Origin of the sequence: Gilvimarinus gilvus (genome assembly GCF_030518155.1) — a bacterium.
In the GTDB taxonomy this organism is placed as follows: Bacteria; Pseudomonadota; Gammaproteobacteria; order Pseudomonadales; family Cellvibrionaceae; genus Gilvimarinus; species Gilvimarinus gilvus.
The window spans coordinates 1-502 of the sequence record NZ_JAULRU010000746.1; the positions used below are offsets into that span (position 1 = coordinate 1).

Here is a 502-nt window from a genome sequence, read left to right on the forward strand (position 1 = left end):
ATAAGTAATAGCTACCAGGTTTTAAGGTAGTTCCAGTTACAACAGCATCATTTACAATGTTATGATTATTCCAAATAAATAATGTCATCCAACTACGTTGATTACATAATTGATCAACTTGACAATTTCCTCTAAAATTTGTACCAATAAATGAATTACTAATAGTTTCTACATTTCCTTGATAAGGAATAGACATAGGATATTGTTGAATAGAAGCCGAATTCACTGACTTCTTTTGCATTGTTAATTTGCCTTTAGTAGACGAATTGCTACCATTGATAATAACTTGTCCATAATTATTAAGGGCAGACCAATAGTTTATAAACTCATCTCCTGTAGAACTTGAAGAAGGATTATTGAAATTACCTTGAATTTGAATATTCCCTTGATTACGGACTATGGTATCTGCAGTAACTATTGGTTTATCAGCATTTAAAGTAACATTCCCTCCGTTATAAAACAATGTATTAGCGTTAACTTTAACAATAGCTTTATTACCTAT

The 502-nt window shown here is 30.3% G+C and carries 1 protein-coding gene; it reads right to left on the minus strand.

The genetic code is table 11. The features are described from left to right. A partial coding sequence (locus tag QWI17_RS19360; protein ID WP_302724178.1) for a hypothetical protein occupies positions 1 to 502 on the minus strand: 502 nt, incomplete at both ends.